The sequence below is a fragment of the Microbacterium sp. genome (genome assembly GCF_031178525.1).
Lineage (GTDB): Bacteria > Actinomycetota > Actinomycetes > Actinomycetales > Microbacteriaceae > Microbacterium.
Map to the genome: position 1 here is coordinate 1 of NZ_JAPSJA010000170.1, position 5,230 is coordinate 5,230.

General features: G+C 71.4%; 8 protein-coding genes. All 8 read right to left on the reverse strand.

Annotated elements, in window-relative coordinates; genetic code table 11:
- On the reverse strand, positions 1-223 hold a 223-nt coding region (locus tag RIF89_RS10615; protein ID WP_309069080.1), incomplete at its 3' end, for a flagellar hook-basal body complex protein FliE.
- Positions 223-615, reverse strand: a complete 393-nt coding sequence (locus tag RIF89_RS10620) for a flagellar basal body rod C-terminal domain-containing protein (RefSeq protein ID WP_309069081.1) — start codon at positions 613-615, stop codon at positions 223-225. The genes RIF89_RS10615 and RIF89_RS10620, both read right to left, overlap by 1 nt.
- Positions 615-956, reverse strand: a complete 342-nt coding sequence (locus RIF89_RS10625; RefSeq protein WP_309069082.1) for a flagellar basal body protein — start codon at positions 954-956, stop codon at positions 615-617. The genes RIF89_RS10620 and RIF89_RS10625 overlap by 1 nt, the downstream gene beginning before the upstream one ends.
- A 192-nt stretch (positions 957-1,148) precedes the next feature.
- Complete coding sequence (locus RIF89_RS10630; protein ID WP_309069083.1) at positions 1,149-1,475, reverse strand: hypothetical protein; 327 nt, start codon at positions 1,473-1,475, stop codon at positions 1,149-1,151.
- Complete coding sequence (gene fliS, locus RIF89_RS10635; protein WP_309069084.1) at positions 1,468-1,971, reverse strand: flagellar export chaperone FliS; 504 nt, start codon at positions 1,969-1,971, stop codon at positions 1,468-1,470. Before fliS ends, RIF89_RS10630 begins: the two co-directional genes overlap by 8 nt.
- Positions 1,971-3,350, reverse strand: a complete 1,380-nt coding sequence (gene fliD / locus RIF89_RS10640) for a flagellar filament capping protein FliD (RefSeq protein ID WP_309069085.1) — start codon at positions 3,348-3,350, stop codon at positions 1,971-1,973. The genes fliS and fliD overlap by 1 nt, the downstream gene beginning before the upstream one ends.
- A 137-nt stretch (positions 3,351-3,487) precedes the next feature.
- Complete coding sequence (locus tag RIF89_RS10645; RefSeq protein WP_309069086.1) at positions 3,488-4,360, reverse strand: flagellin; 873 nt, start codon at positions 4,358-4,360, stop codon at positions 3,488-3,490.
- Positions 4,361-4,540: 180 nt separating this feature from the next.
- Positions 4,541-5,230, reverse strand: a 690-nt coding sequence (locus RIF89_RS10650; RefSeq protein WP_309069087.1) for a sigma-70 family RNA polymerase sigma factor, incomplete at its 5' end; no start/stop codon positions are given.

Sequence of the window (5,230 nt, forward strand, 5' to 3'; positions counted from 1 at the left end):
CGCGGCTCGAGGCGATCATGGCCGAGTGGATGTCGGTGAGGTCGCCCGTGACGGCGGCCACCGACAGCTCGTTCGACGTCGACTGCAGGCGCTGCAGCTCGTCGACCGCACCGGTGACCGCGGAGGCGAACCCGGTGCCGTCCGTCGGCCTCGTCGGAGCCGTGGGCGCGACGGGCGCGATGCCGGAGCCCGCTCCGAGCGCATCGAGGGAGGGGATGGGCATCAGCTGCGTCCGATCTGCAGGGCGGCCTCGTAGGTCGTCTTGGCGCGGTCGACGACGGCGGCGTTCGCCTCGTAGCCGCGCTGGGCGAGGATGAGCTGGCTCATCTGGTCACCCAGGTCGATGTCGGGGTAGCGCACGTAGCCCTCCTCGTCGGCGAGAGGATGATCGGGCTCGTAGACCATGCGTCCCTCCGGATCGCCCAGCTCGATGCCCGCCACGTACACGCCGGGGGAGTCGGGCGAGTTCTGCACAGCGACGTAGCGCTCCTGGAAGGCCGCTCCCTCGGTGGGCGTCGCGGTGTTGATGTTCGCGATGTTGTCGCTCAGGGCGTCGAGCCACTTGCGATGCACGGTGAGCCCCGTGCCGGCGATGCCGATCGCGTCGAAGGTCATCAGCTCGTCCTCAGGGCCGTGCGCACCGAGCTGAACGAGCCGCCGATCGCCTGCGAGGCGAACTGGAAGCGCAGCACGGTGTCGATGCTCGAGAGCGTCTCGGTGTCGAGATTGACGTTGTTGCCGTCCAGCCGCGTCGGCTCGAGGGACTCGGCGCTCGTCGCCGTCACGCGGCCGGATCCCTCCGCGACTGACGCGGCGAGGGCGTCCTCGAACTGCACACGCTTGGCGCGGTAGTTCGGCGTGTTGACGTTGGCGATGTTGTCGGCGATCGCCCGCTGTCGCAGCGCGAGTCCGTCCAGGGCGCTCGTGAGCGCGCTGATGCTGACTGAATCGAACATGGAACCCGTGGCTTCCGATGGTGCGATCCGGCCGATCCGTGGCCTGGGGGGTGAGCGATCCGTGCTCACACTGCTCTATCGGCCGGTGGGCCGATCGCGTTAGTGCGGACGTCTGTACGGAGTGGCCCGCGCGTGTCGCGCGACGCCGCGGCGTCCCGCGGGGTGGCGGTCAGGTCGTCTCGACCGCGGCGGTCAGCCGTCGAGGTCGATGTAGGCGGCGGCGGTCGCGGGCGCCGAGGGGATGCGGCGCACGGCGGTCAGCTGGCCGAGAACCTCGTCGCGGTCACGCGCGGTTCGCGCGATGGCCTCGCGCTGAGCGGCCAGTACGGTCTGAGCGCGTCCGGCGAGCTCGAAGGGCAGGGGAGCGGACGCCTCTCGCCAGGCGGCGTCGGAGGGGCCCGCGACGTCGCGCTCGAAGCGGTCGAGCAGGGCGGTCCACTCCGCGATGGCCGCCGCGTCGGACGGAGCGTGGGGCGCCGCGACCGACGACGGAGCCGGCACGGCCGCGTCGTCACGCATGGGCGTGCGCCGGGAACGCGGTGGCGACGGCGGGGGCGGATGCGCTTCCGACCTGCTGCGCGGCCTGATGCCACGCGTCCCGCAACGGGCCGACCAGGTCGAGGCACGCCCGCGTGCGCTGCGGGTCGCGGTTGACGTTCGCGTCGATCAGTGCCGTGGTCAGGAACGCGTAGAGGCTGCGCAGCCCCGCGCTGCCCTCCCATGTATCGGCGAGAGAGGCGTTGAGCTCGGCGACGATTGCCTGAGCGTGCAGCAGCTGCGTGCCCGCCTCATTCCAGTCGGCCGCCTGCTGGGCCGCCTCGCCGCGCTCGATGTCGAGCACGAGCCGGTCGTAGAGCATCGTGAGCAGCCGCTCGGGGGAGGCGGACATGACGGCGTCGGCCTGATAGCGAGCCTGGGCCGCGCGCAGCTGGGCGATGTTCTGGCCGCTGCGTCCGGCGCTCGGCGTCGCCGGGCCGCCGGGGAACGCCGTGGGCGGGAAGGTGTGTCCGGTCATCAGCTGTCCTCTCGGCCGGGCAGCGCTGTGAGCTGAGATGTGAGATAGGCGGATTGCGACTGCAGCTCGGAGAGCATGGTCTCAAGGCGCGCGTAGGTGCGCTCCAGGGTGGCGCGGCGCTGCTCGAGCCGCACGTCCCAACGATCCATCTGGTCCTCGAGCGAGCCGACCTCATCCTGCTGGCCGGTGATGCGCGCGGTGAGCAGCCCGTCGTAGCGGTCGGAGTACTGCTCGGTCGTGGCCTCCACGCGGGCCGCGACGCCCGTGAAGACGGCTTCGACGGCCGCGGGGTCCTCGGCGAGCGCCTGGGCGAACTTTTCTTTGTCGAGCGTCAGCACGCCGTAGCGGTCGACAGAGATGCCGATCGACGACGGTGAGACGTCGTCGATCGGGTGCTGCACGGCCTCCTGCAGGCCGCGGCGCAGCGCGCGCACCGTGCTGTCGCCCGTGAAGACGCCGAGCGTGGTCTCCTCGCCGGCGCCGTCCGCGATCGTGGCCTTGCTGCCCTTGTCGATGCCGCTCAGGATGGCGGCGATGCGGTCGACGAAGTCCCCGGCGATCTTCGTGCGCGCCGCGGCGTCGGCTGCGACCGTGATGGTCACAGGATCGGCGGACGCCTTGGTGACCGTGACGTCGATGCCCGGCAGCAGGCCCGTGAAGGTGTTGGACGAGGAGGTCACGACCTGCTCGGCGGCGGTCCCGGCCCACAGGCGCACCCGGGCGTCGGCCGCCGCCGTCACGGTCCCGGCGCCCGGCTCGCCGGCGAGATCGACGGCCGTGCCGGCGTCGATCGCGTCCGCGTCGCCGCGATAGACCGTGAAGGCGCCCGCCGTGCCCGTCTCGGCCGCCGTGAGCTGCAGGCGATACAGGGTCTTGCCCTCGGCATCCTTTCCTGCGGCGACCGCGCTCGCGGACACTCCGGCGCCCGCGTTCCCGATGGCACGTGCGATGTCGGCCATGGATGTGGACGCGGCGGTCACCTCGACGCGCTCGCCCTCCGCGTTCACGATGGTCAGGATGGGCGGCTGGTCCGGCCAGGAGGCGTATGCCGCCGTGACGGTGGTCTGCGCGGTGGCGACGCGGTCGACGACGACATCCGTCACGGTCGCCTGAGCTGTCGGTCCCGCGCTCACGCGCACGGCGTCGCTGGAGGCGGTGGCGGTGAACGCGCTGAGTGCGCCGGCGGACTTGGCCTTCCCGGCCTCGGTGAACAAGCCCTGCAGCGCGGTGTTGAGGCTCTGCAGCTGCGTGATGACGACGCCCTTGTCGTCGATCTTGGCCTTGAGGAGCGTGCGGGGGATCGCCTGGACCTCCATGAGGGCGTCGATGATCTCGGCCGTGTTGAGGCCGGACGCGAGGCCGTCGAACGTGATGCCCATGGGGTCCTCCGGGTCGTGCGGGGGCTGAGGGGGTTGGCGCCCGGGTGAGGAGTGTGATGCTCCCCACCCGGGCGACGACGACCGATCCGAGGATCAGCCGGTGCTGACCGGTGCGCGGCCGATCAGCGTCGCGAGGATCAGCGCAGCAGCTGCAGCACGCCCTGCGTCGACTGGTTCGCCTGCGCGAGCATGGCGGTGCCGGCCTGCTGCAGGATGTTCGCAGCCGTGTACTTGACCATCTCGGCCGCCATGTCGGTGTCGCGGATGCGGCTCTCGGCCGCGGCCAGGTTCTCCGACGAGACCTTGAGGCTGTTGATGGTCGACTCGAAGCGGTTCTGCGCCGCACCGAGGTTCGCACGACCCTCCGAGACCGCCGTGATGGCCGTGTCGAGCGCCTCGATGGTGGTCTGCGACGTGGCGTTGTCGGTCACGTCGAAGCCGTCGGCCTCCGTGGCGAGAGTGCCGTCGGTCAGCGTGACCACGCCGGTCAGCACCGCGCCGAGATCGATCATGTCCACCGAGACCGCCGAGGCGGCGTCGCCGTCGGCGCCGACCTGGAAGGTCAGCTCCGCGGGACCGGCGGTGGTGCCGGCCTGGAACAGGTTGATCCCGTTGAAGTTGGTCGACTCCGCGATGCGCGACAGCTCGGCGCCAAGCTGGTCGGCCTCCGCCTTGATGGCGTCGCGCGAGTCACCGTTGTTCGAGTCGTTCGCGCCCTGCACCGCGAGGTCGCGCATGCGCTGCAGGATGGAGTGGACCTCGGTCAGGGCGCCTTCCGCGGTCTGGATGACCGAGATGCCGTCCTGGGCGTTGCGAGCTGCCACGTTCAGACCGTTGACCTGCGCACGCAGGCCCTCGGAGATCGCGAGGCCGGCCGCGTCGTCGGCGGCGCGGTTGATGCGAAGGCCGCTCGACAGCTTCTCGAGCGACTTCGACAGGTCGTTCTGCGTCGACGACAGGTTGCGGTAGGCGTTGAGCGCCGACACGTTGGTGTTGATCTGCATACCCATGGTGATTCCTCCGTGAGTGGGTGGTGTTGCGAAGCCCATCCGTGAGCTCCGATCAGACCTATCGGCAGCGCCTCACGGCCGGTAAGGCGCCGGGCGCGGAAAGGGGGCCGACTCCTCTCGACGAGAGAGCCGGCCCCCGGGCCGCGACGCGGGATGCGGGTCGCGCCGACGTCGCGACGACTACAGTGCGGCGGCGTTCTTCAGCAGCGCGTTCGCCAGGCGGCGGCCGCCGCCCGCGGCGATCCGGGTGAAGTACGCCTCGCGCGCCGACTCGGACACGCGCGAGGTGGGAGCCGGCGTCTGGCCCGGCTCCTCGGCGTAGTAGCGGTCGAGCGCGTCGCGCAGCAGGCGCAGGCCCTCGGCCCGCTGCTGCGACACGGCGGAGTGCGAGACGCCGAGCTCCGCCGCGATGTCCTTCACGGCGCGGTCCTCGAAGTAGACGGCCTTGACGATCTGCCGCATCCGGTCGGGCAGCGCCTCCAGGGCCCTCTGCAGCACCTCTCGGCGCTCGGTCAGCGCGGCGGCCTCGTCGGGCAGCGGCAGGTCCGAGGAGACGAGGTGCACCACGGGGTCGTCGAGCGTGAGGACCGTGCGGTCGGCGTCGGCGAGCGACTCGGCGACCGAGGCGGCGTCGACGCTCATGGTGGCGGCGATCTCCGCGACGGTCGGGGTGCGGCCGAGGCCGGCGGCGAGCGTGTCGCGCACCGCGAGGGTCTCCTTGATGCGGCGTCGGATGCCCCGCGACGCCCAGTCCATTGCCCGCATCTCATCGGCGAACGCGCCGAGGATCCGGCGCCGGGCATACGCGCCGAACGGCACGCCCAGTGCCGGATCGAACGCGTCGGCCGCGGTGACGAGAGCGAGCGCGCC